This window comes from Streptomyces sp. NPDC037273, assembly GCF_055603625.1.
In genome coordinates, this window is the sequence record NZ_JBVJVO010000029.1 from 24,326 (window position 1) to 49,935 (window position 25,610).

General features: G+C 72.3%; 26 protein-coding genes. 11 read left to right on the forward strand and 15 right to left on the reverse strand.

All coding sequences use genetic code 11. The annotated features are described in order from the left end of the window. Positions 1 to 25 precede the first annotated feature (25 nt). The 4 genes from ACZ7G1_RS38100 to mca all read right to left on the reverse strand — a co-directional run bounded on the left by ACZ7G1_RS38100 (position 26) and on the right by mca (position 3,039). Positions 26 to 265 carry an HNH endonuclease gene (locus ACZ7G1_RS38100; RefSeq protein WP_470877805.1) on the reverse strand — a complete coding sequence of 80 codons (240 nt, stop codon included), beginning with the start codon at positions 263 to 265 and terminating at the stop codon, positions 26 to 28. A gap of 126 nt (positions 266 to 391) precedes the next feature. Further along, the gene (locus ACZ7G1_RS38105) at positions 392 to 652 is read right to left on the reverse strand and encodes a hypothetical protein (protein ID WP_470877804.1); all 261 of its coding nucleotides are present in this window, start codon (positions 650 to 652) and stop codon (positions 392 to 394) included. Between the two features lie 94 nt (positions 653 to 746). Further along, positions 747 to 1,979, reverse strand: a complete 1,233-nt coding sequence (locus ACZ7G1_RS38110; RefSeq protein WP_470877803.1) for a tyrosine-type recombinase/integrase — start codon at positions 1,977 to 1,979, stop codon at positions 747 to 749. Positions 1,980 to 2,145: 166 nt separating this feature from the next. Continuing rightward, positions 2,146 to 3,039 (reverse strand): mycothiol conjugate amidase Mca, encoded by an 894-nt coding sequence (gene mca, locus ACZ7G1_RS38115; RefSeq protein ID WP_470877802.1) that lies wholly within the window; start codon positions 3,037 to 3,039, stop codon positions 2,146 to 2,148. Between the two features lie 97 nt (positions 3,040 to 3,136). On the opposite strand from mca, the gene ACZ7G1_RS38120 reads away from it, so the two are divergent. The 4 genes from ACZ7G1_RS38120 (at position 3,137) to ACZ7G1_RS38135 (ending at position 9,029) form a co-directional block, all read left to right on the forward strand. Then, positions 3,137 to 3,538 (forward strand): DUF4307 domain-containing protein, encoded by a 402-nt coding sequence (locus ACZ7G1_RS38120; protein ID WP_470877801.1) that lies wholly within the window; start codon positions 3,137 to 3,139, stop codon positions 3,536 to 3,538. Between the two features lie 189 nt (positions 3,539 to 3,727). Next, positions 3,728 to 4,225 (forward strand): transcription elongation factor GreA, encoded by a 498-nt coding sequence (gene greA, locus ACZ7G1_RS38125; protein WP_470877800.1) that lies wholly within the window; start codon positions 3,728 to 3,730, stop codon positions 4,223 to 4,225. A 99-nt stretch (positions 4,226 to 4,324) separates the two neighbouring features. After that, on the forward strand, positions 4,325 to 6,730 hold the full coding sequence (locus ACZ7G1_RS38130; RefSeq protein ID WP_470877799.1) for a protein kinase domain-containing protein: 2,406 nt from the start codon (positions 4,325 to 4,327) through the stop codon (positions 6,728 to 6,730). Positions 6,731 to 6,734: 4 nt separating this feature from the next. Beyond that, a complete protein-coding gene (locus ACZ7G1_RS38135) occupies positions 6,735 to 9,029 on the forward strand; it encodes a protein kinase domain-containing protein (protein ID WP_470877798.1) in 2,295 nt (764 codons plus the stop codon). 13 nt (positions 9,030 to 9,042) lie between these two features. On the opposite strand, the gene ACZ7G1_RS38140 is transcribed toward ACZ7G1_RS38135, so the two are convergent. The 3 genes from ACZ7G1_RS38140 to ilvA all read right to left on the reverse strand — a co-directional run bounded on the left by ACZ7G1_RS38140 (position 9,043) and on the right by ilvA (position 12,258). Continuing rightward, positions 9,043 to 9,891: an ABC transporter permease gene (locus ACZ7G1_RS38140; RefSeq protein WP_470877797.1), complete on the reverse strand. Its 849-nt coding sequence runs from the start codon at positions 9,889 to 9,891 to the stop codon at positions 9,043 to 9,045. After that, entirely contained in the window at positions 9,888 to 10,928 is a 1,041-nt protein-coding gene (locus tag ACZ7G1_RS38145; protein WP_470877796.1) for an ATP-binding cassette domain-containing protein, read from the reverse strand. Before ACZ7G1_RS38145 ends, ACZ7G1_RS38140 begins: the two co-directional genes overlap by 4 nt. A 100-nt stretch (positions 10,929 to 11,028) precedes the next feature. Continuing rightward, the gene (gene ilvA, locus ACZ7G1_RS38150) at positions 11,029 to 12,258 is read right to left on the reverse strand and encodes a threonine ammonia-lyase (protein ID WP_470877795.1); all 1,230 of its coding nucleotides are present in this window, start codon (positions 12,256 to 12,258) and stop codon (positions 11,029 to 11,031) included. A gap of 149 nt (positions 12,259 to 12,407) precedes the next feature. Between ilvA and ACZ7G1_RS38155 the strand changes: the two genes are divergently transcribed. The 3 genes from ACZ7G1_RS38155 (at position 12,408) to ACZ7G1_RS38165 (ending at position 13,773) form a co-directional block, all read left to right on the forward strand. Further along, complete coding sequence (locus ACZ7G1_RS38155) at positions 12,408 to 12,965, forward strand: MarR family winged helix-turn-helix transcriptional regulator (protein ID WP_470877794.1); 558 nt, start codon at positions 12,408 to 12,410, stop codon at positions 12,963 to 12,965. Between the two features lie 71 nt (positions 12,966 to 13,036). Continuing rightward, complete coding sequence (locus tag ACZ7G1_RS38160; protein WP_470877793.1) at positions 13,037 to 13,525, forward strand: sigma factor-like helix-turn-helix DNA-binding protein; 489 nt, start codon at positions 13,037 to 13,039, stop codon at positions 13,523 to 13,525. After that, on the forward strand, positions 13,522 to 13,773 hold the full coding sequence (locus tag ACZ7G1_RS38165) for a hypothetical protein (protein WP_470877792.1): 252 nt from the start codon (positions 13,522 to 13,524) through the stop codon (positions 13,771 to 13,773). Before ACZ7G1_RS38160 ends, ACZ7G1_RS38165 begins: the two co-directional genes overlap by 4 nt. A 41-nt stretch (positions 13,774 to 13,814) precedes the next feature. Here the strand turns inward: ACZ7G1_RS38165 and ACZ7G1_RS38170 are convergent, their stop codons facing one another. Then, positions 13,815 to 14,969 (reverse strand): cystathionine gamma-synthase, encoded by a 1,155-nt coding sequence (locus ACZ7G1_RS38170; RefSeq protein WP_470877791.1) that lies wholly within the window; start codon positions 14,967 to 14,969, stop codon positions 13,815 to 13,817. 72 nt (positions 14,970 to 15,041) lie between these two features. Between ACZ7G1_RS38170 and ACZ7G1_RS38175 the strand changes: the two genes are divergently transcribed. After that, complete coding sequence (locus tag ACZ7G1_RS38175) at positions 15,042 to 16,148, forward strand: hypothetical protein (protein ID WP_470877790.1); 1,107 nt, start codon at positions 15,042 to 15,044, stop codon at positions 16,146 to 16,148. A gap of 97 nt (positions 16,149 to 16,245) precedes the next feature. Continuing rightward, positions 16,246 to 16,908: a peptide-methionine (S)-S-oxide reductase MsrA gene (gene msrA, locus ACZ7G1_RS38180; protein ID WP_470877789.1), complete on the forward strand. Its 663-nt coding sequence runs from the start codon at positions 16,246 to 16,248 to the stop codon at positions 16,906 to 16,908. 5 nt (positions 16,909 to 16,913) lie between these two features. Here msrA and ACZ7G1_RS38185 read toward each other — a convergent pair whose 3' ends face one another. Together ACZ7G1_RS38185 and ACZ7G1_RS38190 are read right to left on the reverse strand one after the other, a co-directional pair. Then, positions 16,914 to 17,273 (reverse strand): DUF1330 domain-containing protein, encoded by a 360-nt coding sequence (locus tag ACZ7G1_RS38185; protein ID WP_470877788.1) that lies wholly within the window; start codon positions 17,271 to 17,273, stop codon positions 16,914 to 16,916. Positions 17,274 to 17,347: 74 nt separating this feature from the next. Next, a complete protein-coding gene (locus tag ACZ7G1_RS38190; protein WP_470877787.1) occupies positions 17,348 to 18,400 on the reverse strand; it encodes an NAD(P)-dependent alcohol dehydrogenase in 1,053 nt (350 codons plus the stop codon). Between the two features lie 130 nt (positions 18,401 to 18,530). Here ACZ7G1_RS38190 and ACZ7G1_RS38195 point away from each other — a divergent pair, with 130 nt between their 5' ends. After that, on the forward strand, positions 18,531 to 19,382 hold the full coding sequence (locus tag ACZ7G1_RS38195) for a helix-turn-helix domain-containing protein (protein ID WP_470877786.1): 852 nt from the start codon (positions 18,531 to 18,533) through the stop codon (positions 19,380 to 19,382). Positions 19,383 to 19,448: 66 nt separating this feature from the next. On the opposite strand, the gene ACZ7G1_RS38200 is transcribed toward ACZ7G1_RS38195, so the two are convergent. Together ACZ7G1_RS38200 and ACZ7G1_RS38205 are read right to left on the reverse strand one after the other, a co-directional pair. Further along, positions 19,449 to 20,717, reverse strand: a complete 1,269-nt coding sequence (locus ACZ7G1_RS38200) for a L,D-transpeptidase (protein ID WP_470877785.1) — start codon at positions 20,715 to 20,717, stop codon at positions 19,449 to 19,451. Between the two features lie 234 nt (positions 20,718 to 20,951). Beyond that, positions 20,952 to 21,293, reverse strand: a complete 342-nt coding sequence (locus ACZ7G1_RS38205) for a hypothetical protein (RefSeq protein WP_470877784.1) — start codon at positions 21,291 to 21,293, stop codon at positions 20,952 to 20,954. 111 nt (positions 21,294 to 21,404) lie between these two features. On the opposite strand from ACZ7G1_RS38205, the gene ACZ7G1_RS38210 reads away from it, so the two are divergent. Next, complete coding sequence (locus tag ACZ7G1_RS38210; protein ID WP_470877783.1) at positions 21,405 to 21,671, forward strand: hypothetical protein; 267 nt, start codon at positions 21,405 to 21,407, stop codon at positions 21,669 to 21,671. A gap of 82 nt (positions 21,672 to 21,753) precedes the next feature. On the opposite strand, the gene hutH is transcribed toward ACZ7G1_RS38210, so the two are convergent. From hutH to ACZ7G1_RS38225, 3 genes are all read right to left on the reverse strand, one after another. Further along, the gene (gene hutH / locus ACZ7G1_RS38215; protein ID WP_470877892.1) at positions 21,754 to 23,298 is read right to left on the reverse strand and encodes a histidine ammonia-lyase; all 1,545 of its coding nucleotides are present in this window, start codon (positions 23,296 to 23,298) and stop codon (positions 21,754 to 21,756) included. A gap of 87 nt (positions 23,299 to 23,385) precedes the next feature. Next, positions 23,386 to 24,546, reverse strand: a complete 1,161-nt coding sequence (locus ACZ7G1_RS38220; RefSeq protein ID WP_470877782.1) for a GGDEF domain-containing protein — start codon at positions 24,544 to 24,546, stop codon at positions 23,386 to 23,388. Positions 24,547 to 24,656: 110 nt separating this feature from the next. Further along, the gene (locus tag ACZ7G1_RS38225) at positions 24,657 to 25,451 is read right to left on the reverse strand and encodes an enoyl-CoA hydratase/isomerase family protein (RefSeq protein ID WP_470877781.1); all 795 of its coding nucleotides are present in this window, start codon (positions 25,449 to 25,451) and stop codon (positions 24,657 to 24,659) included. Between the last annotated feature and the right edge of the window lie 159 nt (positions 25,452 to 25,610).

The following is a 25,610-nucleotide window of genomic DNA, read 5'->3' on the forward strand; positions in this document are numbered from 1 at the left end:
GTGTCGCGGCCGGCCTCGGTCTGAGTCACCACTCGCGCGACGGCGGCGCGTTGTAGTGGCCCTGCTCGCGGGCCAGGTTGCACGGCTGGCAGGAGGCCGCGAGGTTCTCTCGCCGGTCATCCCCGCCGTACTTGCGCGGGATGATGTGGTCAGCCTCGGTGGCAGGCTCACCGCACCACCGGCACATGGGCTCTTCGGCCAGGACCACGGCGCGCGTGCGGCGCCACTCCGAGCTGCTCCCCTGGTCGTTCAGTGCGCTGGTCACATCGTCGGCCTACCCGGTGCACCGGTCCTTGCCACGGTGGGGTGGGGTCTCTATCCGACGACGACGAACACGAGCACCAGGGCGGCGAGCATGCAGCCGGTCAGGAGCTGGAAGAGCTGACGTTCGTCAGCGGTCACGGCCAGGGTGTTGCCGAAAGCCGAACCCTCCCTCGTCTCCGGGGTTGTGAAACCGGTGCGTGTCGTGCGCACCGTGCCCCTCGGCGCTCTCCACTGCGTACCGGTAGGCGGCGCGGCGCTCGGCGGCGAGCCGGTCCGCCGGGCGCGGCGGCATCACCCGGTAGACGAGCGTGATGACCATGGCCCCGAGGATCAGGACGCAGAGGGCCATGCTCAAGCTCATGACGGCTGTGACGGCTTCGGGAGTCATGATCAGATCGTCATACCGGCGAGGGGCTGACGCACTCCCGGACACGCCGAAGGGGGCCCGGACGGGTGGTCCGGGCCCCCTTCGGCGGCGGCGTCTACTCTGCGGGTACCCACTGCTTGGTGCCGACCGTGACCACGCGGCGCGGTCCCGGCATCGGCGCGGGCTTCACCGGCGGGCGGGCGGTGAGGTCGCTCCCCAGGGCGTAGGCGATGTCGTGGACCGGGTCGCAGTCGTCCAGGTGGATGTAGCGCTCGGTGGTCTTGATGCTGCGGTGTCGCATGTACCGCTTGACGGCCATGATGTCGTTGCGGGTGGCCCGGTACATGTCGGTGGCGAAGCGGGCGCGGAGCTGGTGGGTGTGGAAGACGACCCCGTGGCGGAGCCCGAAGGAGACCATGAGGGTTCGCGTGCGGCCGACGCTCCACCAGTCGGGAACGATCCGGCCGCCGTCGGGCCAGTTCTCTCGGATGTCTGCCTCTACCTGGGCCGAGCAGCGCAGCCACAGCGGTGCCTGGCGCTGCCCCCTCTTGAACTTGGCCAGGGCGAGGTAGGACCGGCCGTCGCGGTATTCCAGGCCGCCCATGTCGGTGCCGTGCGCCTCGTGGACGCGGTGGCCCATGGTGGCCATGAGGAGCAGCAGGGAGCGCACCCGCTTGGCTTCGAGCGCGGTCTCGGCGTCCTCGCTCTGCATCTCGACTTCGGCGCAGTCGAGCAGGTACATGAGCGACTCGCGCGGGATCGGCAGAGTGGTGGAGCTGTTGCGCTCGTCCAGCTCGAAGTCGAGGCCGGCTGTGATGTCCGCCACCTTCATGAAGCGGCAGAAGGCGCGGACGGCGGCGAGTTTGGCCCGGACGGTGTTGGCCCTCAGCAGCTCGCCCTTGCGGGCCATCTGCCGGTCGTCGCACTCGTCGATGTGCGCTTCGATGTCCTCGCCGGTGAGCTCGCGCGCGGAGCAGTCGGCGCTGCGGGCGATCAGGCTCACCTGCCGGATGTAGCCCTCTACGGTGTTCGCGGCCTTGCGGCGGTTCATCTTGCGGGCCCACGCCCGCAGGTCGTCGTCCTCCAGCTTCTCGTAGTCGAGTTCCTGGCGGGCGTCGGCGAAGGATCGGGCCCCGAGTTCGAGCCACCGGCGCCAGGCCTTGAGGGACGTGCCGTAGACCTCAACGCTGTCCGGCGAGACGGACCGTCCGGCGAAGTGCCGGGCGACGGCATCGGACGGGAGATCTATCGGGTCGACGCCGAGGCGGCGGGCCATCGAGTTGATGTGTCCGGCGGAGACCCGCGCGGTGGACTCCTTGACGTGACCGGTGGCGACTCGGGAGTTCATCCACGCGTCCAGGCCATCGTGGTTCGGTCGTACTCGGGGCATGGGAGACGGACGTCCTTTCGATCTTGGTCGGCATCCCATCGGGCCCCCTCACGAAGGAGGAGACCCGACGCGCGCCCCATGCCTCGAACAGACGATCAGCTAGACCCGTTCAGACCTGCGTAGTTCATCCGGAATAACAGGCATTGTCGCGGATGCCCGCGAAGAGATCTTCCTCGGGGAGGGAGGTCGGCACCAGGGCCTTGCTGAGCTCGTACTCCTCCGTGGGCCAGACCTCCTTCTGGATCTCCATCGGGACGCGGAACCAGCCGCCGTCGGGGTCGATCTGGGTGCGGTGGGCGATGAGGGCCTTGTCGCGGGTCTCGAAGAAGTCGGCGCAGGGCACGAAGGTGGTCAGCGTGCGGGGCTGGCGCTCGAACTCCTTCCAGCGCTCCAGCCACTCCCCGTAGGGGGACTCCATGCCGCGGGCGATGAGCGCCTCGTGGAGGGCGGTGGTGCGGGGGAGGTTGAAGCCCTGGTTGTAGTAGAGCTTCAGGGGCTGCCAGAGCGGGCCGAACTCGGCCTCGGGGTACTTCACCGCGTCGGCCGCGCCGTCGAAGGCCACCATCGTGATCTTGTGGGTCATGATGTGGTCGGGGTGCGGGTAGCCGCCGTTCTCGTCGTAGGTCGTGACGACCTGCGGACGGAAGGAGCGGATCTTGCGGACCAGGGCGCCGGCGGCGGTGTCCACGTCCTCCAGGGCGAAACAGCCCTCGGGCAGCGGGGGCAGCGGGTCGCCCTCGGGGAGGCCGGAGTCGACGAAGCCCAGCCATTCCTGGGAGACGCCGAGGATCTCGCGGGCCTCGTCCATCTCCTTGCGGCGGACCTCGTGGATGTTCTTCTCGATGTAGGGGTCGCCCTGAAGCTGGGGATTGAGGACCGAGCCGCGCTCGCCGCCCGTGCACGTCACCACGATGACGTCCACCCCCTCGGACACGTACTTGGCCATCGTGGCCGCACCCTTGCTCGACTCGTCGTCGGGGTGGGCGTGAACGGCCATCAGTCGCAGCTGCTCAGTCAAGACTCGATCCTCAGTGATTCGGTGCGAAGCCAGGTCTCTATAGTGACGGAATCGGGGGAGTGAAAATTCCGCCACCCCGGCTTGGAGAGGATCGATCATGAGCGCGGTGCGAGAGCAGCTGCCCGAAGGGCGCTACGGGCGCTCCGCGGACGAGCGGGCCGACCGCAAGCTCCGGATCGTCGGCTCCGTGCTCGGCGTCCTCTTCGTCGCCCTGGTCGGCTGGTTCGGCTGGTACTACGTGATCGACAGCAAGATCAGCGGCGAGCTGATCAAGTTCGACGTGGTGAGCGACTCCGAGGTCCAGGTCCATCTGGAGATCCGCAAGGACGAGGGCGTCAAGGGCGTCTGCACGCTCCGCTCCCGCTCCGAGGACGGGGCCGAGGTGGCTCGCAAGGATGTGCGGATCGACGACCCGGACGCCCGGATCGACCGCGTCTTCTCCCTCCGCACCACCGCCCGCGCGACGAGCGCGGAGCTCCTGGGGTGTACGGCGCCGTAGCGGTGGGTAGGGACCGGGTGACGAGTCCTGGCGGGTCACCACGGTGACCTGGGGCGACGCCATCCCGATGGTTTATGTCCTCCCGCTTTCCGCCACTCATTGTTAGGCTCGTGGTTTCGCCCACCCGGGACGCCATGCATTCCCGTGTCGGGCGATGCTTTGTATTCCCAGTACCTACGAGGAGCACCTGTGACCCAGACCAGCGACAACGTCACCTGGCTCACCCAGGAGGCGTACAACAAGCTCAAGGAAGAGCTTGAGTACCTGTCTGGTCCCGCGCGTACCGAGATCGCGACCAAGATCGCCGCGGCGCGCGAAGAGGGCGACCTGCGCGAGAACGGCGGGTACCACGCGGCCAAGGAGGAACAGGGCAAGCAGGAGCTCCGGGTCCGCCAGCTCACCCAGCTGCTCCAGCACGCCAAGGTCGGCGAGGCCCCGGCGGACGACGGCGTCGTCGAGCCCGGCATGGTCGTCACGATCGCCTTCGACGGCGACGAGGACGACACGGTGACCTTCCTGCTCGCCTCCCGCGAGTACGCGAGCGACGACATCGAGACCTACTCCCCGCAGTCGCCGCTCGGTGTCGGCGTCCACGGCAAGAAGGTCGGCGACGAGGCGCAGTACGAGCTGCCGAACGGCAAGAAGGCCACGGTGAAGATCCTCAGCGCCAAGCCGTACAGCAGCTGATCCGCATTCCTTGAGCGAAGGGCCGGCCCCACCGGGGCCGGCCCTTCGTGCTGCATGCACATGCAATGATGCCGCCCTGACGTTGCGTCATCAGGGGGGATGAGCACTGTGCTGGGACCGCTGCGCGAGGGCGCGCCACGACGGATCGGACCCTACGAGGTCCTCGCCCGGCTCGGCGCCGGCGGCATGGGCGAGGTGTTCCTGGGGCGGGGCGAACCGGCCGGGACGTTCGTCGCCGTGAAGACCGTGCGGCGGGACGTCGCGGGGGATCCGGCGTTCCGGGACCGGTTCCGGCGGGAGATCCGGGTGGCCGGGCTCGTCGACAGCCGGTACGCGGCGGCGCCCGTCGGGGGTGACGCGGACGCGGAGGTGCCGTGGCTGGCCACGGCATACGTGCCCGGGCCCAGCCTGTCGCAGGCGGTGCGGCGCGGCGGGGCGCTGCCGGTCGCCACCGTGCGGGCGCTCGGCGCCGACGTCGCCCGGGCGCTGGCCGACCTGCACGGGGCGGAGGTCCGGCACCGGGACCTGAAGCCCGGCAACGTCATGCTGTCCGTCGACGGACCCCGCCTGATCGACTTCGGCATCGCCCGCAGCAACGCCGCCACGACCATGACCGCGACCGGCCTCATGGTCGGCACGCCCGCCTTCATGTCGCCCGAGCACGTGGCCGGCGCCCGGCACGTGACCGACGCCTCCGACGTCTTCTGCCTCGGCTCGCTCCTCTGCTACGCGGCGACCGGCGAGGACCCCTTCGTCGACGGTCCGCTCGCCGCCGTCCTCTACCGCGTGTCCCAGGCCGAGGCCGACCTGAGCCGGGTGCCGGAGGAGCTGCACGAGGTCGTCGCCGCCTGTCTGGCCCTCGACCCGGCGGCCCGCCCCACGCCGGAGCGGCTCGCGGAACTGCTCGCGCCGGGCCCCGCGCCGAAGGTCTTCCCGTGGCCGGAGGGCGTACGGGAGCACATCGGCGAGTACGGCCGTGAGCTCGCCCAGCTGGTGGCCTCGGGCGGGCCGCTCGTGGAGGCCCCGCCCGTCACCGGCCCCGTCGTCACCCCGGCCGTCCCCGGGCTGCACTCCGTACCGACGCAGGCACCCGTCGCGCCTCCCGCGGCTCCGCCCCGGCCGCGGCGCCGCGGGCGGATCCTGGCCGCCGTCCTCGCGCTCGCGGTGGTGGCCGGCGGCGTCGGCACGTACCTGCTGTGGCCGGAGCCGGGGAAGCCGAAGACGCCGCCCAGGGCGGCCCCGCCCGCCGCGCCGCGCATCCCGGGCGTGGACGACCGCGGCCTCGCCGACGCCTCCGGGGTCGTCCCGCAGAACGCGGCCCAGCGGCCCGCCGACTGGAAGCCCTGGCACACCAAGCTCACCGCCGCCGCCTTCGGCTGCTCGGCCGGCGAGAAGGTACTGGTGTGCCGCACGACGGACGGGCGGTACGAGGCGCTGGACCCGGCGAGCGGGCGGAGGTTGTGGGATGTCGAGCGGCCCAAGGACACGCCGGGTGAGACGTACGTCAGCCCCCACGGCTACCCCCTCGCGGCCGGGAGCGCCACCCGCCCGACGGTCCACGAGGGAAGCGTCGCCCTGGTCGCCGGGCGCACCCTCCAGGTGCGCGACGCGCGCACAGGCGCGGTGCGCTGGCAGAAGCCGGCCCAGGGGCCGCAGGGCTTCTGGGCGACCCGGCCGGTGGTCGCGGACGGGATCGTCTTCGCGGCGACCGAGGTGACGGAGGACGCCACATGGGTGCGGGCCGCGCTGACGGCGTTCTCCCTGACCGACGGGCGCCGGCTCTGGTCGAAGGAGCTCACCAACGGTCAGATCTCCTACGCCGAGCGCAAGGCGTACGAGCCGGTGGCCTACGCCCGCGGAGTCGTCTACGCGCTCAGCCAGGGCGGGCTCGTGGCGTACGACGGGAAGACCGGGACGCAGCTCGGCCAGGCCGACCCGGACGCCAAGGCCTGCGAGACGGTCAAGGTGCTCGGCGCGGCGGCCTACTGCGCCGGTGACGGGTACGGCGAGAAAACGGACACCACGCTGCACCAGCTCGACCCCCGCACCCTCGCCGTCAAGGCGTCGATGCCCGGCCCGCTCGGCAAGACCGCGCCCACGGCGATCGGCCCGCACACCGTCGTGGCCTGGGACAAGGGCCTGCGGGTCCTCGACACGCGCACCGGCGAGACGCTCGCCTCCTTCCCGGCCAAGGCGGCCCCGGCGGGCCTGGCCCACAGCTGGTCGTCGCCGCTGCTCGCGGGCGATCAGGTCGTGTACGCCGACTACTCCTCGCTCTACACCGTGAAGCTCGGCAGGGACGGCAAGCCGGGCGGGCTCAAGGTCACCCCAGTCCCCGGGGCGCCCGGTGCGCGGGCCGAGGAAGAGGACTACGACCCGAACTACGGCGAGTTCGTCGCCAAGAAGATCCGGGAGCCGGAGGTGCTGCCGGTCGGCGGCATCGCCTACGTCGTCTTCGACAAGGGTGTCGTCTCCGCCGTCGCACTCCCCGCCGAGAAGGAGTAGTCCGTTGCTGGAAGCCCTGCCCGCCGGGCAGCCCCCGCGTCTCGTCGGCCCCTACCGGCTGCTCGCCCGGATCGGGGCCGGCGGGATGGGCGAGGTGCACCTCGCCTGCCGTGCGGACGCGCCGACGGCCGATCCGCACCGGATGGTCGCGGTGAAGACCGTACGGGAGGAGCTGGAGGTCGACGCGGACTTCCGGACGCGGTTCCGGCGGGAGATCGCGGCGGCGCGGACGGTCGACGGGCCGGGGGTGGCGCGGCTCGTGGACGCGGACGCCGACGCGGTCTCGCCGTGGCTGGCGACCGAGTACGTGCCGGGCCCGTCGCTCGCCGAGGCGGTCGTACGGTCGGGGGCGCTGCCCGTCGGGGCCGTACGGGCCCTCGGGGCGGCGCTCGCCGGGGCCCTGGCCGGGGTGCACGGGGTGTCGGTGCTGCACCGGGACCTCAAGCCGGCGAACGTGCTGCTCGGCGCCGCCGGGCCGAAGCTCATCGACTTCGGCATCGCGCAGGCCTTCGAGGCGACGGCGCTGACCTCGACCGGTCTGGTGGTGGGCTCGCCCGGGTTCATGTCGCCGGAACACCTGGTGGGGAGCCGGGCCGTGGTGCCCGCGTCCGACGTGTTCTGTCTGGGCGCCGTGCTCGCGTTCGCGGCGAGCGGCCAAGGGCCTTTCCACGACGACGAGATGGCCGCCGTGATCTACCGGATCAGCCGGGCTGATGCCGAACTCTCGGGCGTGCCCGAGGAGTTGCGGCCGGTGATCGAGGCCTGCCTGCGGCTCGATCCGGACGAGCGGCCTTCGGCGGCGGAGCTCGTGTCGCTGCTCGGCGACGGGGGCCTGCCCGAGGTGTTCCCTTGGCCCGGTGGGGTGTTGTCGCTGCTCGCCGAGTACGGGGAGGCGGCGAGGAACGTCGGGGAGGCGGCGGCCTCGGGCGCGGGCGTGGCGGATCTGCCGACGCTCGGTCCTGTGGTGCCGTACTCCCCCACGGCCATGAACCAGCGGCCCAGCGCCCCGGCCGAGTCCGTGCGGCGCCGTCGCCCGTGGGGCGCGGTCGTGGCGGGCGCGGTGGCGGTGGCCGTGGTGGCGACGGCGGGCGTGGTGCTTCTGAACCGGGGCGGCGGACAGGGCGGGGCGTCCGCGGGCGGGTCCGCCGGATCGCCGCCCAGCACGAGCGCCGGACCCGGCACCTCGGCTCCCGCCACGTTGAGCCAGGTCGTCCTGCCGTACGGCTCCGAGGGCCACACCAACGACTTCGGCAAGGCCGGGACGGACCGTGCCTACCGGCCGGCGGGCTGGGCGCCCTGGACCACCGAGGTGGATCCAGGCGTGGGCGCCTGCGCGCTGTCCCCGAAGGTCCTCGTCTGTCCCGGGAACGCCGGGGCGGTGACGGCGCTCGGCGCGGCGGACGGCAAGCAGGTGTGGAAGGTGCCGGCCCGGCGCGAGAGCGACCAGAGCGGGCCCAAGTATCCGGCGGTCGTCGGCGACGACGTGTACGTGACCGGCATGGACGGGATCTCCGTGTACGGGCTCGCCGACGGCAAGGCGAAGGGGCGTATCCCGGGGCCCGAGGGCGGCTGGGGCATCAAGCACACCGACCTCGTCGACGGCGTCCTGTACTCGACGTACTTCGGCTACCGCGAGGAAGGGACGGGCCTCGTCACCGCCGTGCGGCTCAAGGACCGCCGGCAGCTGTGGAGCGCGCCCCTCGACGGGGTGCCCGAGGAGCTCGTGGTGGGCGCCGGGCGGGTGCTCGTCACGCTGGGCTCGGAGGAGGCGGTCTCGTTCGACGCCGGTACGGGGAAGAACCCGGTGAAGGTGCGGGAGGGCTGCACCACCTTCGCCGTCCACGAGAAGAGCGGTAGCGTCCTCTGCTCGGGCGGCGCACAGGGCTCGGTCGTGGTCCTCGACGTCCGCACGATGAAGCGGCTGCGCACGCTGGGCGGCGGCGGGGGCCGGCTCAAGGCCGGTCCCGCGGTCGGGGCGGACGGTCTCGTCGCGTTGATCGACGGGAACGGCGAGTTGATCACGTACGACCTGGGAAGCGGGCGGGAGCGGTGGCGCGAGTCGGCCGAGGCCACCGACCGCGTGTACCTCGTGGGCGACCGGGTCGTGACGACCGGTGCGACCTTTGTGGTGTCCTATCCGGCGGCCGGGTCTTCCGGGGACGACGACGTGGAGCGGTACCAGCCCAACCCCCCTGACGACGCCCCCACACCGAAGTCCGGCGGCGACGTGCTGGCCGTCGGAGGGGCCGTCTTCCTGGCCTTCCCCGACGGCCTTGTCGTCTCCGGCTATCTGCCGTGACGGACCCGGCGCCTCACACCGTCGCCGACCGGTACTTCCGTACGGACAGCGTGCGGAAGACGACGATGATGAGGACCGACCAGAGGATGGAGGCCCAGACGGGGTGTTGCATGGGCCAGGCGTCGGACTGGACGACGCCGGGGTTGCCGAAGAGTTCGCGGCAGGCCTGGACGGTGGCGCTGAAGGGGTTCCATTCGGCGATGGGGCGGATCCAGTCGGCCATCATGCTGGGGTCGACGAAGGCGTTGGAGACGAAGGTGACCGGGAAGAGCCAGATGAGGCCGCCGGAGGTCGCCGCCTCGGGGGTGCGGACGGAGAGGCCGATGAGGGCGCCGATCCAGGAGAAGGCGTAGCCGAGGAGGAGGAGCAGGGCGAAGGCGCCGAGGGCCTTGGGGATGCCGTTGTGGATGCGCCAGCCGACCAGGAGGCCGACGATCGCGAGGACCACCACGGTCAGCGCGGTCTGTACGAGGTCGGCGAGGGTGCGGCCGGTGAGGACGGCGCCGCGGGCCATGGGCAGCGAGCGGAAGCGGTCGACGAGTCCCTTGTGCATGTCGTCGGCGATGCCCGCGCCCGCTCCCGCGGTGGCGAAGGTGACGGTCTGGGCGAAGATGCCGGCCATCAGGAAGTTGCGGTAGACGTCCGGGTCCGTGTTGCCGCCGACGCTCATCGAGCCGCCGAAGACGAAGCTGAAGAGGACGACGAACATCACGGGCTGGATCAGTCCGAAGATGACCATCTCCGGGATGCGGGTCATCCGGATCAGGTTGCGCTTGGTGACGACCAGCGAGTCGTTGATCGACTGGACGATGCCACCGCGCGGCTTCGGGGGCGCGGCGACGGTGTCGGTGAGGGAGGTCACGAGGCGTTCTCCTTCCGGTCCTTGCGGTCCTTGCGGCCCTTGCCCTGGCCGGCGGCGGCGCCGTTCTCCTCCTCCTGCTCGCGCTCGGCCGCGTGGCCGGTGAGGGAGATGAAGACGTCGTCGAGGGTGGGGCGGCGCAGGCCGATGTCGTCGATCTCGACGCCGACGGCGTCCAGGTCGCGGATGACCTCGGCGAGCAGCTTGGCGCCGCCGGCGACGGGGACGGTGAGCTTGCGGACGTGGTCCTCGACGGAGACCTCGCCGTGGCCGAGGCCCGCGATGCCGTAGCGGGCGAGGACCTCGCGGGCGCCGGCGATCATCTCAGGGTGTTGGACGACGACCTCGACGCGTTCGCCGCCGGTCTGGGCCTTGAGCTGGTCGGCGGTGCCGCGGGCGATGACCTTGCCGTGGTCGACGACGCAGATGTCGTGGGCGAGGTGGTCGGCCTCCTCCAGGTACTGGGTGGTGAGGAGCAGGGTCGTACCGCCCGCGACGAGCTCCTTGATGACGTCCCAGAGGGCCTGCCGGTTGCGGGGGTCGAGGCCGGTGGTGGGCTCGTCCATGAACATGACGGGCGGGGCGACGACGAGGGCCGCCGCGAGGTCGAGGCGACGGCGCATGCCGCCGGAGTACGTCTTGGCGGGGCGGTCGGCGGCGTCGGCGAGGTGGAAACGGTCGAGGAGCTCGCCGGCCCGCTCCTTCGCGGCGTGCGACTTCATCTGGTAGAGCTGGCCGACCATCTGGAGGTTCTCGCGGCCGGTGAGGTACTCGTCGACGGCGGCGAACTGGCCGGAGAGGCCGATGGAGCGGCGGACCTCGTTGGGGTGCTTGAGCACGTCGATCCCGGCGACGACGGCCCGGCCGCTGTCCGGCTGGATGAGCGTCGTGAGGACGCGCACGGTGGTGGTCTTCCCCGCGCCGTTCGGGCCGAGCAGGCCGAGGACGGTGCCTTCGGGTACGTCGAGGTCGACGCCGTCCAGAGCTCGTACGTCACCGAAGGTCTTCACCAGACCTTCGGCGTAGATCGCGCCTGGCATAGGAATTCTCCCGGGGAGATTCGGGCGTTTCCGTCCGATCCTAGGCGCGCGGGGCGGACCCCGCTCAGCGAATGGGTGAGCGGGGTCACACGATCGCGGGTCAGCCGAGGACCGTGTAGCCGGCGTCCCGCAGGGCGTCCTCGACCTCCCGGCAGTGCTCGGGGCCCTTGGTCTCCAGGTGCAGTTCGACCTCCGCCTCGGTGAGGCCGAGGCGGGGATCGGTACGGACGTGACTGACGTCCAGGACGTTCGCGTCGACCACGGTCAGGACGGCGAGCAGGGTCGCGAGGGCGCCCGGCCGGTCGGTGACCCGCAGCCGCAGGCTCAGATAGCGGCCGCCGGCGGCCATGCCGTGCCGCAGGATGCGCTGGAGCAGCAGCGGGTCGACGTTGCCGCCGGACAGGACGGCGACCACCGGCCCCTGGAAGGCCTTCGGGTCGCCGAGCAGGGCCGCGACGGGGCTGGCGCCGGCCGGCTCGACGACCAGCTTGGCCCGCTCCAGGCAGAGCAGCAGCGCGGAGGACAGCTGGTCCTCGGTGACCGTGCGGACCTCGTCGACGTACTCCTGGATCAGCGCGAACGGCACGTCGCCCGGCCGGCCCACCTTGATCCCGTCGGCCATCGTCACCGGCGACTCGATCACCACCGGGTGCCCGGCGGCCAGCGAGGGCGGGTAGGCGGCCGCGCCCTCCGCCTGGACGCCGATCACCTTCACGTCGGGGCGCAGCGACTTCACGGCGAGTCCGATGCCGGCCGCGAGTCCGCCGCCGCCGATGCCCACCAGGATCGTCCGGACCTCCGGGCACTGCTCCAGGATCTCCAGGCCGACGGTGCCCTGACCGGCGATGATGTCGGGGTGGTCGAAGGGGTGGATGAAGACGGCGCCGGTCTCCCGCGCGTACTGCTCCGCCGCCGCGAGGGTCTCGTCGACGACGTGGCCGTGCATCCGGACGTCGGCGCCGTACTCCCGGGTCGCCGCGACCTTCGGCAGCGGGGCGCCGACCGGCATGAACACGGTCGCGTGCACGCCGAGGAGCTTGGAGGCGAGGGCGACGCCCTGCGCGTGGTTGCCCGCCGACGCGGCGACGACACCGGCCGCCCGCTCCTCGGGACGCAGGCCCGCGATCCGTACGTACGCCCCGCGCAGCTTGAAGGAGCCGGTCCGCTGGAGGTTCTCGCACTTGAGCTGGACCGGCGCTCCGACCAGGGACGACAGATGGCGGCTGCCCTCCATCGCGGTCACCCGGGACACCCCGGACAGCATCTTCTGCGCACCGCGCACGTCGTCCAGCATCAGATGGTGCAAGGGGTCTCGCGTACGGAAGCTCATGACACCAAGTCTCGCAGCTCACGGCCCTGGTGGCCGCCCGGGCGACAGGTGCGTCAGCGGGTTTGCGCAGCCCCGGTACGGACCCCGGCGGGGCCGCGTACTCTGTCCCCCACCGACCGACCACCCCCGCACGAGAGAGACCCACAGCCATGCCCACATCTCAGGACATGACGACTGAGCTCGACCCCGGTCTCCTCGATGCCCTCCAGCACCAGGTGGCCGTCTTCGCCCGCCGGGCCGAGCAGACCCGCCTCGCCGGCACGGGGCAGCTCCGCAACTCCATGGACCGGGCCGCCTACCTCCTGCTCAACAGGCTTGACCAGGAAGGCCCGATGGGCGTCAAGGCGCTCGCCGAGGGCATGGGCATCGACTCCTCCACCGTCACCCGGCAGGTCGCCCCGCTGGTCGACACGGGCCTCGTGAAGCGCACCTCGCACCCGGAGGACGGGCGGGCCGTCGTCCTCCAGCTCTCGCCGCGCGGCCTCGCGCGTCTCGAGGAGGTCCGTTCCTCGCGGCGCCAGCTGATGGTCGAGGTGACGGACGGCTGGACGCCGGAGGAGCGGGAGTCCTTCTGCACGCTGCTCACGCGCTTCAACAACGCTTTGTCCGTACGGCAGTCGGGGCACGGCTCCGGGGCCGGGACGGCCGAGGTGGTGCCGGCGAAGGCCGAGGCGGCGGAGGCCTCCGGGGGCGGCTCGGCGGCGTAGGCGCGGCGGCTTCCGGATCACGTGGGTGCCGGACTCTTGACCCGGCCCGCCGGCTGTCCTCCTATGAGGAGGTGGGCAGACAGCAGAGCGAGCGTGATCGCGAACGCACGTACCGCACCCGGGAGTTCGACGCGTTCGTCGCCGGGGCGGCGGGCCGGCTGCTGCACACCGCGACCCTGCTCACCGCGGAGACCCGCGCCCGCAACCCGTACGCCCAGGCCTTGCTGACCGCCGCGCTCGCCCACACGTACGCGGTGTGGGGGCGGCTGGACGACGAGGACCCCTACGAGCTGACCCGGCGCGACCTCGCCGCCCGCTTCGCCCGGAGCGCCTGGCGCCACCACGGTGGGCACGGCGGCGTCCTCTCCTCGCTCACTCCGCAGGAGCGGCTCGTCGTCGTCCTCCGGCTGTACGAGGGCGTCGCCGAGGAGCAGCTCGCCGCCCTCCTCGGCCTCTCCGAGGCGCGGGTCCGCGCCGTCTGCGCGCGGTGCGTCAGCGCGCTGCGGGCCGGTGCCGCCTCCGCTCGTGGCGGGAGCGGGGCTTCGGGGGCCGCCGCGTGAGCCGGTACGGGGACCGGGAGGCGGCGGTCCGGCGGCTCCTCGACACCCCGCATCCCCCGGTGCCCGGCGATCTGTCGCTGCGCGCCGCCGAGCGCGGGGCCCGGTTGCGACGGCGGGCGCGGATGGGGCGGCGGGTGCTGTGGGCGCTGTGCGCGGTCCTCGCCGGGGTTTTCGTGGTGTGGGCGTCGGCCGTCCGGCCCTGGGAGGCCGCGCCGGCCACGACGACGCCGGTGGTCGAGGGCTGGTGAGGGACCCGGGCCGGTCGACGGCCCGGGCCCCTACGGGGTGACTAGCCGAGGGCCTGGCGGAGGTCGGCGAGGAGGTCTTCGACGTTCTCGATGCCGACGGAGAGGCGGACCAGGTCGGCCGGGACCTCGAGGGCGGAGCCGGCGACGCTGGCGTGGGTCATGCGGCCGGGGTGCTCGATGAGGGACTCGACGCCGCCGAGGGACTCGCCGAGGGTGAAGAGCTTCGCGCGGTTGCAGACCTCGACGGCCGCTTCCTCGCCGCCCTCGACGCGGAAGGAGATCATGCCGCCGAAGGAGCGCATCTGCTTGGCGGCGACCTCGTGGCCCGGGTGCTCGGGGAGGCCCGGGTAGAGGACCTGGGTGACCTTCGGGTGCTGGACGAGCATCTCGACGATCTTGGCGGCGTTCTCGCTGTGGCGGTCCATGCGCACGGCGAGGGTCTTGATGCCGCGCAGCACGATCCAGGAGTCGAAGGGACCGGCGACGGCGCCCATCGCGTTCTGGTGGTAGGCGAGCTCCTCGCCGAGGGCCTCGTCGGCGGTGACGAGGGCGCCGCCGACGACGTCCGAGTGGCCGCCCATGTACTTGGTGAGCGAGTGGACGACGACGTCCGCGCCGAGGGCCAGCGGCTGCTGGAGGTACGGCGAGGCGAAGGTGTTGTCGACGACGAGCTTCACGCCGGCCTGGCGGGCGACGCCGGCGACGGCCTCGATGTCGGTGATGCCGAGGAGCGGGTTCGACGGGGTCTCGACCCAGATCAGCTTCGTACGGTCGTTGACGGCGTCCCGCACCGACTCGATGTCGGAGGTGTTCGCGACGGAGAAGTCGACGCCCCAGCGCTCGACGACCTTGGCGAAGAGGCGGAAGGTGCCGCCGTAGGCGTCGTTCGGGATGACGACGTGGTCGCCGGGCGCGAGGAGCGTGCGCAGCAGGCAGTCCTCGGCGGCCAGGCCCGAGGCGAAGGCCAGGCCGCGCCGGCCGCCTTCCAGGGCCGCGAGGTTCTCCTCCAGGGCCGTACGGGTGGGGTTGGCGCTGCGGCTGTACTCGTAACCGCCGCGCAGCCCGCCCACGCCGTCCTGCTTGTAGGTGGACACCTGGTAGATGGGCGGGACGACCGCGCCGGTCAGCGGGTCGGCGGTGTTGCCCGCGTGGATCGCGCGGGTCTCGAAACTCTGGTGGGAGTGCTGGTCGCTCATGGGTCAGGAGCGTAGTCCCGCGCGCGACCCGCCGCCGCGAACGTCTCACACAGTGTCCTGGACAATGGACACATGGAGATTCTCTGGTTCCTGATCGCGCTCGGCCTGCTGTTCGGCGTCCTCGGCCCCTACGTGCTGCGCCGCCGGGGTGGTGGCATCAAGGTCGTCGCGCCGGGCGCCCCGGACGCGGCGGACCCGGAGGCGTACGGCTTCGTGCGGCAGGAGGACCAGGACGTACGGCTCCCCGGCGCGGACGACGAGCTGCTGCACGTGCTCGACGTCGTGCAGGCCACGCAGGACTGGCGGGCGGCCTCGCGGCTGCTGTCCGAGACCGGCAAGGACGGCGAGGTGCGCTGGCAGCGCGTGCAGGCCTTCGCGGGCGCCGCCTCCCTCGAACTCCAGGCGCAGCCGGGCGTCGGCGGCGCCTGGCTGCGGGCCTGGCGGGCCGACGCGCCGAAGGACCCGGGCGGCGCGGCCGTGCACGCCGAGTTCCTGGTGCAGCAGGCCTGGCGGTCCTCGTCGGCGGGCACCGACGACTTCCGGATCATCCTGGAGGAGGCGCGGAAGGTCAGCGGCGAGGCCGCGCTGCTCGCGCCCGGCGACCCCGTGCCGTACATCGTCGAGCTGGCCGTGGCGCGCGGGCTCGGCTACCCCCACGAGCAGTTCGACCAGGTGTGGGCGAAGGTCATCGACCGGGCTCCGGAGCACATGGGGGCCCATCTGGCGGCGCTCCACTACTGGTGCGAGAAGTGGCACGGCTCCCGCGAGGAGGCCGACCACTTCGCGACGACGGCCGCCGCCCGCGCCCCGCGCGGTTCGCTGCTGGCCGCGCTGCCGCTGTTCGCGCTGCACGAGCACGTGCCGGACGTCGTCCTCGTCCAGGACTTCTACCGCACGGCCGTGGTGTCCAAGGCCCTCGACGGCGCCCTGTACGCGGTGCACTCCGCGCGCGCCGACGACCCGATGCTGGCGCACGTCCGCCATCTGCTCGTGTGGTTCCTGGTGCGGGCCGAGCGCTGGGCCGAGGCCATGCACCAGATCGTCCGGGTCGACGGGCACGTCGGCGCGGTGCCGTGGACGCTGAGCGGCGACCCGGCGGAGATGTACACGCTCTTCCGGAACCTGGCGGTCGCCGGGTACGAGGCGAACGGCGGGAGCCCGGCGACGCTGCCGAGGTGACCTCCGCCGCGCGGGGCGGTCCGGACGGCCGGGGTGGGGAATCCCTCCCCGGCCGTCGGCGTTGTGTCCTCTGCCGACCGTCGAGGAGAGATGCAGCATGTTCCTGTCCCGCACCCCCGTCCTCCCCACTCCCGAGCAGGCCCTCCGAGGCCGTCCCGAGCCGGAGTTCTCCGTCCCGGAGCGCCACACCGTCCTCGGCAACCCCTTGCTCGGCCCCTACCCGGAGGGCCTGGAGGTCGCCGACTTCGCCCTGGGCTGCTTCTGGGGCGCCGAGCGCAAGTTCTGGCAGACCGAGGGCGTCTGGACGACCCTCGTCGGCTACCAGGGCGGATACACGCCGAACCCGGCGTACGAGGAGGTCTGCTCCGGCATGACCGGCCACACCGAGGCCGTCCGCGTCGTCTTCGACCCCGCGAAGGTCTCGTACGAGTCCCTGCTCAAGCTGTTCTGGGAGTCCCACGACCCCACCCAGGGCTTCCGCCAGGGCAACGACGTGGGCACCCAGTACCGCTCCGCCGTCTACACCCACACCCCCGCCCAGGCCGAGCGGGCCGCCGCCTCCCGTGAGGCCTACCAGCGCGTCCTCGCCCGCTCCGGATACGGCGAGATCACCACCCACGTCCTCCCCGCCGACGACACCCGCCCCTTCTACCCGGCCGAGGCCTACCACCAGCAGTACCTCGACAAGAACCCTGCCGGCTACTGCGGCATCGGCGGCACCGGCGTCTCCTGCCCGATCGGCGTGGCGAAGGCCGAGTAGCGCGGTCAGGCGCCTTCCGGACGCCCCGCCGCCCGCAGCGCCGTCGCGGTGGCGGCGGCGTCGTACCCCTCGGGGACGCCGTCGACGAGGAGGATGTCGCCGGCCATGTGCCGGGTGCGGAGGGGGATGAGCGCCTGGTAGGCGGCGGAGTCGTACCAGGCGGTGGCGGCCGCGTAGGTCGGGAAGCCGATGACGACGAGGGCGCCGGGCCAGCTGCCCTCGCGGACTTCGCGGGTGCGGGCCCCGTGGACGAGGAAGCGGCCCCCGAAGGGGTCCAGGGTGTCCTGGATGCGCTCCATGTAGGTGAGGACCTCGTCGTCGAGGACGGGCTTCGGCTGCAGGTTTCCGATGGCGTATGCGGTCATGGGTCCAGCGTGCCGGGGCGTGCCGCGGAGGTCGATTACCTCGCGGGTCATGCCCCGGCCGGGACCCGGACCGTTCAGATGGTCGAGGTGTCGATGACGAAGCGGTAGTGGACGTCGCCGGCGACGACCCGCTCGTAGGCCTCGTTGATCCCGTCGGCGGCGATCAGCTCGATGTCCGCGCCGAGGGCGTGGGCGGCGCAGAAGTCGAGCATCTCCTGGGTCTCGGGGATGCCGCCGATCATGGAGCCGGCGAGGGTCTTGCGGCCGCCGATGAGCGAGAACGGGTGGACGAGGAGGGGCTCCTCGGGGAGGCCGACGTTGACGAGGGCGCCGTCGGTCCTGAGGAGACCGAGGTAGGCGGCGAGGTCGAGCGGCGCCGAGACGGTGGAGACGATCAGGTCGAAGCTGCCGGCGAGGGCCGTGAAGGTCTCCGGGTCCTCGGTGGCGTGGAAGTGGTCGGCGCCCAGGGCGAGGGCGTCCTCGCGCTTCTTGAGCGAGCGGCTGAGGACGGTGACGTCGGCGCCGAGCGCGTGGGCGATCTTGACGCCCATGTGGCCGAGCCCGCCGAGGCCGACGATCGCGACCTTCTTGCCGGGCCCCGCCTGCCAGTGGGCGAGCGGCGAGTAGAGCGTGATGCCGGCGCAGAGCAGCGGGGCGGCCTCGTCGAGGCCGAGCCCCTCGGGGATGCGGAGGGTGTAGTTCTCGTCGACGACGATGCGGGTCGAGTAGCCGCCGTAGGTCGGTTCGCCGTTCCTGTCCCGGGCGTTGTAGGTGCCGGTGGCGCCCTCGGAGCAGTACTGCTCAAGGCCGCCGCGGCAGTTGGCGCACTCCCGGCAGGAGTCGACGAAGCAGCCGACGCCCACCCGGTCGCCCACCGCGAACCTGGTCACGCCCGGGCCGACTTCGGCGACGACGCCGGCGATCTCGTGGCCGGGGACCATCGGGTAGCTGCCCTTGCCCCAGCCGTCGCGGGTCTGGTGGATGTCGGAGTGGCAGATGCCGGAGTACTTGATGTCGATGAGGACGTCGTGCTCGCCGACGGGCCGGCGCGGCACGGTGGTGCGCTCCAGCGGGGCCTCGGGGGCGGGCGCGGCGTAGGCGGGGACGGTGGTGACGTGCGTGCTCATGGGTTCGATGCTGCCGCACGCCGTGGACCGTACCCAGCCACCTGCCGTGCCTACGCCCGCTGTGCCTACCACTGGCGGGGTCAGGAACGTACGTCCGCGGGCCGGTGCCGGTCGCCGATAATGGGGCCGTATGGACCTCAGTGCCGAACTCGGCGAATTCCTGCGCTCCCGGCGGGCCCGGCTGAAGCCCCAGGACGTGTCGCTGCCCGATCACGGGCGGCACCGGCGGGTGCCGGGGCTGCGCCGGGAGGAGCTGGCGCAGCTGGCCGGGGTGTCGGTGGCGTACTACACCCGGCTCGAACAGGGCAACGGCCGCAACGTGTCCTTCGAGGTCCTCGACGCCATCGCGCGGGCCCTGCGGCTGAGCGCGGCCGAGCGGGACCACCTCACCCGCCTCGCCAAGCCCGCGCCGGGGCGCCGGAGGCCCGCGCGGCCGCAGCGGCTGCGGCCGGGCGTGCAGCGGCTGATGGACGCCATGACGGAGGTGCCGGCGTACGTGGTGGGGCGGCGCACGGACGTCCTGGGGTGCAACCGGATGGCCGCCGCGCTGTTCGGCGACGTGACCGCGCTGCCGCCCGGGGAGCGGAACATCGCCCGGCTGCTGTTCCTGGGCGACGACTGCCGGGACCTGTTCGTCGACTGGGAGCAGAAGGCCTGTGAGGTGGTGAGCCATCTGCGGGTGGACGCGGGCCGGCATCCGGACGATCCGCTGCTCTCGGCGCTGGTCGGCGAGCTGTCGGTGAAGAGCGAGCCGTTCAGGAGCCTGTGGGCGGCGCATCACGTGAAGGACAAGGGGCACGGCGCCAAGCGGCTGCACCATCCGCTGGTGGGCGAGCTGACGCTGTGGTGCGAGACGCTGACGCTGACCGACGACCCGGAGCAGTACCTGGTCACCTTCCACGCGGAGCCGGGGTCGCGCTCCGAGGAGTCCTTGCGGCTGCTCGCCGGCTGGGGGGCGGACGAGCGGGTGGACGCGCGCTGACGGGGACGGCGACGGCCCCCTCCCGGGCGGGAGGGGGCCGTCGCCGTGTGTGCGTGGCGGGTGGGGTCAGACCGCCGAGCCGGCCTTCCACTCGGACCAGCTCATGTTCCAGCCGTTGAGGCCGTTGTCGGGCTTGATCGTCTTGTCGTCGGAGTTCTTGACGATGACGACGTCGCCGACCAGGGAGTGGTCGAAGAGCCAGGCGGCCATCTGGTTGGGGTCACCGGCGCCCTTGACGTCGGCGAGGCCGACGCAGCCGTGGCTGGTGTTCACGGAGCCGAAGATCGACCGCGCGCCCCAGTAGTTGCCGTGGATGAAGGTGCCGGAGGTGGACAGGCGCATGGCGTGCGGCACGTCCTTGATGTCGTACTCGCCCTTGCCGTCGGAGTCGGTGAAGCCGACGGTGGCGCCGTTCATCCGGGTCTCCTTGAACTTCTCGGAGATCACCATCTGGCCGTTGTAGGTGGTGTTGTCCGGGGAGCCGGCGGAGATCGGGATGGTCTTGACCGTCTTGCCGTCCTGCTTGACCGTCATGGTCTTGGTGGCGACGTCGACGGTCGAGACCTGGTTGCGGCCGATCTTGAAGGTGACGGTCTTCTGCTGGACGCCGAAGACGCCGTCGGCGCCCTCGACGCCGTCGAGGTCCAGCTTCAGCGTGACGGTCGAGCCCTCGGTCCAGTACTGGTCGGGGCGGAAGTCGAGGCGGGTCGAGTTGAACCAGTGCCCGACGACCTCCTGGCCGGAGCTGGAGGAGACGCTGATGCCGCCCTGGACGGCCTTCTTGTCGGTGATCGACTTGTTGAAGTTGATCGAGACGGGCATGCCGACGCCGACGGTCGAGCCGTCCTCGGGGGTGAAGTTCCCGATGAAGCTGTTGGCCTGCGAGACCGTGGTGAACGAGGAGTTCTCGTGGGCTTCGAGGCCGGCCGCGTCGGCGGCGGTGGCGGCGATCTTGTAGACCGTGGCGCGCTTGAGCGGGCCGGACGGCTTCCAGCTGAGCCCGTCGGCCGCTATCTCGCCCTTGACCTCGGTGCCCTCGGCGGAGGTCATGGTGACCTGGGTGAGCTTGCCCTCGGTGACGGTGACCTTGGCGTCGTTGTTGATGGAGGCGTTCTGCACGCCGTTCTTCGGCGAGATGGTGATCTGCGCCTTGGAGGTCTTCTGCGCGGCCGCCTCGTCGACCTGGGCCTGCGACGGTGGCGTGGCGGAACCGGAGGCGCTGCCGTCCTTGTCGCCGTCGTTGCACGCCGAGAGCACCAGCACACCGCCGAGCACGGCGGCCGCGGCGGCCAGGCTCTTGCGGCGCTTGCCGATCGTCATCACACGCTTCTCCATCGTCGCCGATTCCCTGCCGATCACTACGTCTACTTCAATACCCATGACACCCCGTCCGGTTCCGGAACCGGCGGGTTTGTGGGGAACACCACTGACCGACACGCACGTCCGGAGCGTCCGGTTCCCGGTGGCCGGCGGCCTGGCCGGAAAGCACGCACGGGAAAGGCCCCGGGACATCGTCCCAGGGCCTTCGAGCAGGGTTTCCACCGGCGGCGCTGCGGCCGGTGCCCACCCCTACGGCTGGTCGTCGTCGTCTTCCTCGTCCCCATCTTCCTCGCCGAGGTCCCACTCCAGCGCATCGGGGTCGTAATCGATCTCCTCGGTGCTCCAGGAGGCCTGGACCATCTCGATGCCGGGGACGTCGCGGATCAGGTCGAAGGGCTCGACGAGGTGGGCGAGGGCCTCGGTGCTGTCCTCGGTCACGACGACGCGGGCCTGCGCCCGCTCGTCCTCGGGCATGAACTCGTCGGCGGCGATCCGGACCTTGGCGGCCTCGGCCAGTTCGGCGGGTCCGTCGATCTCCAGGACCACATCGACGCGAAGGCGTACATAGCGTGCTGACTCAGGAATGCTCATGGACCGGAGCGTAGGCGCCGGAGGGGTCTCGGCTTTCCCGCGACCCGCTGTGTTCATTAGCATCGGCGCACCTACCAATTCGCGGTTTCCGCAGGGGGGATCGAAATTTCCGTGTCCGCCGCCCGACGCCCACTGCTGACCGCCACCGCCGCGGGGACGCTGCTGTGCGCCCTGTGGTTCGTGCCGTCCGCGAACGCCACCGACGAGCAGGGCGGGGTACGGGTCGGGGTGAGCCAGGACGGCCCCGTCGCCGACGGCCGCCTCGCGGAGACCGGCCGGCTCGACACCACCCCGTACGTGATGGGCGGCACGGGTTTCCTGGGGGTCGGCGCGGGCTTCGTGGCCCTGGCGATGCGGCGCCGCGGCCGGGCGTCCTGACCGCGCTTTTCTTGTCCGTGTTACGGGCGAGGGCCCGCTCCCGGAAGTCCGGGGGCGGGCCCTCGTCGCGTGCGGCCGGGCGTTACGCCAGGGGGCCGGTGACCGGCTCCACGGCGGCGACCAGCCTGCCCTCGCGGACGAAGGCGTCGGCGGCGGCCAGGTCGGGGGCGAGGAAGCGGTCCGGGCCCGGGCCCTCGACGCCGGCGGCGCGGAGCGCGTCGATGGCGGCCTGGGAGGCGGGGGCCGGGGTGAGGCCCGCGCGGAGCTCGATGCCCCGGGTCGCGGCGTACATCTCGACCGCGATGATCCGGTTGAGGTTGCCGATCGCGGTGCGCAGCTTGCGGGCGGCGGACCAGCCCATGGAGACGTGGTCCTCCTGCATCGCGGAGGACGGGATGGAGTCGGCGGAGGCCGGGACGGCGAGCCGCTTCATCTCGCTGACCAGGGCGGCCTGCGTGTACTGGGCGATCATCAGGCCGGAGTCGACGCCGGCGTCGTCCGCGAGGAACGGCGGCAGGCCGTGCGAGCGGTTCTTGTCGAGGAGCCGGTCGGTGCGGCGCTCGGCGATGGAGCCGAGGTCGGCGGCGGCGATGGCGAGGAAGTCGAGGACGTACGCGACCGGGGCGCCGTGGAAGTTGCCGTTGGAGCGGACTTCGCCGTTGGGCAGGACGATCGGGTTGTCGACGGCGGCGGCCAGCTCGCGCTCGGCGACGAGCAGGGCGTGCGCCATGGTGTCGCGGCCGGCGCCGGCGACCTGCGGGGCGCAGCGGACCGAGTAGGCGTCCTGGACGCGGGGGGCTTCGCCTGCCTGGGCGTGGCCGGTGAGGCCGGAGCCCTTGAGGACGGCGAGCATGTTGGCGGCGGAGGCGGCCTGGCCGGGGTGCGGGCGGACCGTGTGCAGCTCGGGTTCGAGGACCTTCTCGGTGCCGAGGAGGGCTTCGAGGGAGAGCGCGGCGGTGATGTCGGCCGACTTGTAGAGGGTGTCGAGGTCGGCGAGGGCCATGACCAGCATGCCGAGCATGCCGTCGGTGCCGTTGAGGAGGGCGAGGCCCTCCTTCTCCTTGAGCTCGACGGGCGCGATGCCGGCGGCGGCGAGGAGCTCGCCGGCGGGCTTCACGACGCCGTCGGGGCCTTCGGCGTCGCCTTCGCCCATGAGCGCGAGGGCGCAGTGGGAGAGCGGGGCGAGGTCGCCGGAGCAGCCGAGGGAGCCGTACTCGTGGACGACCGGGGTGATGCCGGCGTTGAGGACGTCGGCCATGGTCTGGGCGACCTCGGGGCGGACGCCGGTGTGGCCGGAGGCGACGGTCTTCAGCCGCAGGAACATCAGCGCGCGGACGACCTCGCGCTCGACGCGCGGGCCCATGCCGGCGGCGTGCGAGCGGACGATGTTGCGCTGGAGCTGCGCGCGGAGCTCGTGGCTGATGTGGCGGGTGGCGAGGGCGCCGAAGCCGGTCGAGACGCCGTAGACGGGCTCGGGCTTGGCGGCGAGGGCGTCCACGATCTCGCGGGCGGCGGTCAGCGCGGCCACCGCGTCGGCCGACAGCTCGACGCGGGCGCCGTGGCGGGCGACGTCGATGACGTCCTGCGGGGTCGTACCGGACGTGCCGAGGACGACGACTGTCTGCATATCCATATTCAGCACCCTACGGATTGAAGACCGACATGTCACTAGGGGAATGTGTCACTGTCCCGACACGGGACGGACCCTTACCGGTCAGTCGGGTCGCGGAGGCGCGTCCGGCCGGGCCTCCGACGGGTGCTCCACCGGGGGAGCGTCGCGGAAACGGCGCCGGTCGCGGGCTCCGGGCGGGGCGTCGGCGAGCCGGATGACGGTGCCGTCGCGGCCCGCGACGACCGGCTTGGCGGAGCGGTCGGCCTTGGCCTGGTACTGGGCGGCGTCGGCGAGCCGGAAGAGCCGGCGGGCGGACTTGAGGGGGCCGATGGGGTCGCCGGTGGAGGCCACGCCGCAGGCGACGCCCTCGCCGAGCTCCAGTTCGGCGGCCCGCACGCAGAGCTCCTCGGCGACCGCGACGACCTCGTCGGCCGTCGGGCCGACCGTGAGCAGACAGAACTCGTCGCCGCCGAGCCGGGCCGAGAGGGCGCCGGGGAGCCGGGCGCCGCAGCGGGAGAGGACCGAGCCGAAGCGTTCGAGGAGACGGTCGCCGACGGCGTGGCCGTGGGTGTCGTTGACGCGCTTGAGGCCGTTGAGGTCGCAGACCACGAGGCTGACCACCGATCCGTCCATCCGGTAGCGCTCGATGGCCTCGTCGAGGCGGGTGTCGACCGCCCGCCGGTTGGCGAGCCCGGTGAGCGGGTCCGTGAAGGCCAGCTTGCGGACCTCCTCAAGCCGTTCCGCCTGGGCGATGCCGGCCGCGACGACCGCCGAGAGGACGGTCGCGAAGTCGGCGTCCGCCCGGGTGAAAGGTTTCGCCTCCGGCGGCCGGGCCACGTACAGCTCGCCCCAGGCCCGCCCGTGCAGCACGATCGGCGCGACCACACAGCAGCCCCGGCCCCGCTTGCGCAGCCCGAGGACCCGGCCGGTGGGCACCCGGTCGGAGGCGGTCTCCACCCAGGAGTCCGGCTCGCCGCCGCCCGCCCACTGCTCGTGCAGGAACTCGGTGATCTCGGGGAACTGGTGCACCGGATACGTCTCCGAGTCCGGGAACTCCTCCTCCCCCACGGCCCGCGCCCCCGCGTTCACCAGGACCTTCAGCCGGCCGTGATCCCGCTGCCAGACGGACAGGGCCGCGAACGTGCCGTCGAGCCCCTCACAGGCCCCGAGCGCCGCCGCCCGCCAGAACTCTCGCGGAGTGTGCGCCGCCGCCATCCCCTGCGCCAGCGCCACTACGGCCCGCAGCCGTACGTCCTCTCCCATTCCTCCAGCTTAGGGAGGTTTGACCCGATTTCACCTTCGAGACGTCACCGTAAGTCACATTTAGTAAAATCAGGGACGAACCGGACGGGCGTCCGCCGCGCTCCCCGGCCCTACTCCCCCGGCCAGTTCGGCTTCCGCTTCTCGTTGAAGGCCGCGACGCCCTCCGCCCGGTCGCCCGAGAAGGCCACCGAACGCCAGGCCGCGTCCTCGACCTCGAGACCCGCCCGCAGGTCCAGGCCCTGACCGAGACGCATCGCCTTCTTGGCGGCGCGCAGCCCGACCGGCGAGTTGGCGGCGATCCGGCCGGCCAGCTCCAGGGCGGCCGTCCGCGCGTCCTCCTCCAGGAGGTCCACCAGACCCAGCTCGCGGGCCTCCGCCGCCTCCACCCGGCGGGCCGTGAAGACCAGCTCGGCGGCGCGCGCCGCGCCCACCCGGCGCGGGAGCAGCTGCGTACCGCCGCCGCCCGGGATGACGCCGACGGAGACCTCGGGGAGGCCGACCACGGCGGTCGCGTCGGCGACGATGACGTCACAGGCGAGCGCCAGCTCGAAGCCGCCGCCCAGGGCGAAGCCGTGCACGGCCGCGACGGTCGGCATCGGCAGCTCCAGGACGCCGGTGTAGGCGGCGCGGGCGGTCGGGCGCTGCCGGACCAGCTCGGCGTCGGTGAAGGAGTTGCGCTCCTTGAGGTCCGCGCCGACGCAGAAGGCCCGGTCGTTCGACGAGGTCAGCACGGTGACGCGGACCGCCGGGTCGGCCGCGAGCGCCTCGCAGGCGGCGCCCAGGGAGCGGGCCATCTCGGACGAGACGGCGTTCATGGCCTTGGGCCGGTCGAGGACGAGCTCGGCGACGTGCCCGTCCCCGTCCTTCCGCACCACCACGAACTCACCAAAACGCTGCTCGGACATGACCGCACACCCTCCCGACCAAGACCCGCCCGTTAACGGCTGTTAACCGGCGTTCACGGGGAGATCCTAGGGCCTGGGGGGGGGGGGGGGGGGGGGGGGGGGGGGGGGGGGGGAGGGGGGGGGGGGGGGGGGGGCTAGGCAGCAGCGAGGGAGCGGGTG

Excerpts from the sequence above, each read along its gene's own strand:
- ACZ7G1_RS38105 (WP_470877804.1), bottom strand. The coding sequence starts at position 652 with ATGACTCCCGAAGCCGTCACAGCCGTCATGAGCTTGAGCATGGCCCTC.
- ACZ7G1_RS38110 (WP_470877803.1), bottom strand. The coding sequence starts at position 1,979 with ATGAACTCCCGAGTCGCCACCGGTCACGTCAAGGAGTCCACCGCGCGG.
- ACZ7G1_RS38120 (WP_470877801.1), top strand. The coding sequence starts at position 3,137 with ATGAGCGCGGTGCGAGAGCAGCTGCCCGAAGGGCGCTACGGGCGCTCC.
- ACZ7G1_RS38130 (WP_470877799.1), top strand. The coding sequence starts at position 4,325 with ATGAGCACTGTGCTGGGACCGCTGCGCGAGGGCGCGCCACGACGGATC.
- ACZ7G1_RS38145 (WP_470877796.1), bottom strand. The coding sequence starts at position 10,928 with ATGCCAGGCGCGATCTACGCCGAAGGTCTGGTGAAGACCTTCGGTGAC.
- ilvA (WP_470877795.1), bottom strand. The coding sequence starts at position 12,258 with ATGAGCTTCCGTACGCGAGACCCCTTGCACCATCTGATGCTGGACGAC.
- ACZ7G1_RS38155 (WP_470877794.1), top strand. The coding sequence starts at position 12,408 with ATGCCCACATCTCAGGACATGACGACTGAGCTCGACCCCGGTCTCCTC.
- ACZ7G1_RS38170 (WP_470877791.1), bottom strand. The coding sequence starts at position 14,969 with ATGAGCGACCAGCACTCCCACCAGAGTTTCGAGACCCGCGCGATCCAC.
- ACZ7G1_RS38175 (WP_470877790.1), top strand. The coding sequence starts at position 15,042 with ATGGAGATTCTCTGGTTCCTGATCGCGCTCGGCCTGCTGTTCGGCGTC.
- msrA (WP_470877789.1), top strand. The coding sequence starts at position 16,246 with ATGTTCCTGTCCCGCACCCCCGTCCTCCCCACTCCCGAGCAGGCCCTC.
- ACZ7G1_RS38185 (WP_470877788.1), bottom strand. The coding sequence starts at position 17,273 with ATGACCGCATACGCCATCGGAAACCTGCAGCCGAAGCCCGTCCTCGAC.
- ACZ7G1_RS38190 (WP_470877787.1), bottom strand. The coding sequence starts at position 18,400 with ATGAGCACGCACGTCACCACCGTCCCCGCCTACGCCGCGCCCGCCCCC.
- ACZ7G1_RS38195 (WP_470877786.1), top strand. The coding sequence starts at position 18,531 with ATGGACCTCAGTGCCGAACTCGGCGAATTCCTGCGCTCCCGGCGGGCC.
- ACZ7G1_RS38200 (WP_470877785.1), bottom strand. The coding sequence starts at position 20,717 with ATGGAGAAGCGTGTGATGACGATCGGCAAGCGCCGCAAGAGCCTGGCC.
- ACZ7G1_RS38205 (WP_470877784.1), bottom strand. The coding sequence starts at position 21,293 with ATGAGCATTCCTGAGTCAGCACGCTATGTACGCCTTCGCGTCGATGTG.
- hutH (WP_470877892.1), bottom strand. The coding sequence starts at position 23,298 with ATGCAGACAGTCGTCGTCCTCGGCACGTCCGGTACGACCCCGCAGGAC.
- ACZ7G1_RS38220 (WP_470877782.1), bottom strand. The coding sequence starts at position 24,546 with ATGGGAGAGGACGTACGGCTGCGGGCCGTAGTGGCGCTGGCGCAGGGG.
- ACZ7G1_RS38225 (WP_470877781.1), bottom strand. The coding sequence starts at position 25,451 with ATGTCCGAGCAGCGTTTTGGTGAGTTCGTGGTGGTGCGGAAGGACGGG.